Raw genomic sequence first — 807 nt, forward strand, 5'->3', positions numbered from 1 at the left:
CGAACACCCCGATCAACGCCTCCACCGGCGCATTACCCGCCCCCGCACCGAACCGGCGACACGACCCGTCGATCTGGCGGGCTCCGGCGCGCACCGCCTCGATCGAGTTCGCCACCCCCAACCCGAGGTTCTCGTGGCCATGAAACCCGACCTGGGCATCGCTGCCGAGTTCGGCGACCAACGCCGCCACCCGGTCGGCCACCCCGTCGAGCACCAACGCACCCGCCGAATCCACCACGTACACGCATTGGCACCCCGCGTCGGCCATGATGCGGGCCTGCGCGGCCAACTTCTCCGGGGGAATCGTGTGACTCATCATCAAGAACCCCACCGTCTCCAGGCCGAGGTCGCGCGCCAGCCCGAAGTGCTGGATCGACACGTCGGCCTCGGTGCAGTGCGTCGCGATGCGGCAGATCTCACCGCCGTTGGCCTGGGCTTCCTTGATGTCCTCCTTGGTCCCCACCCCGGGCAGCATCAGGAACGCGATCTTCGCGTGCGTGGCCGTCTGCGCGGCCAGCTTGATCAACTCCTGCTCGGGGGTCTTGGAGAACCCGTAGTTGAAACTCGACCCGCCCAGTCCGTCACCATGGGTCACCTCGATCACCGGCACACCCGCGGCATCCAGCGCCGCCACGATCGCCCCGACTTCCTCGGCGGTGAACTGATGACGCTTGTGATGCGACCCGTCACGCAGCGAGGTGTCGGTCATCCGCACGTCCCAACTCGGATCGAACCAGACCTCAGAACTCATGCTCGCGCTCCTGCCGTGACCCGCTGCTTGGCGATCTCCTCGCCGACCTTCGTCGC

At 67.3% G+C, this 807-nt stretch carries 1 protein-coding gene; it reads right to left on the bottom strand.

Annotated elements, in window-relative coordinates; translation table 11 throughout:
• The coding region (dmpG, locus tag AC30CM_RS26945) for a 4-hydroxy-2-oxovalerate aldolase (RefSeq protein ID WP_490119968.1) at window positions 1-751 on the bottom strand (751 nt) is incomplete at its 3' end.
• Window positions 752-807 lie beyond the last annotated feature (56 nt).

Source organism: Mycobacterium sp. DHQP2018-32-09 (assembly GCF_058148405.1).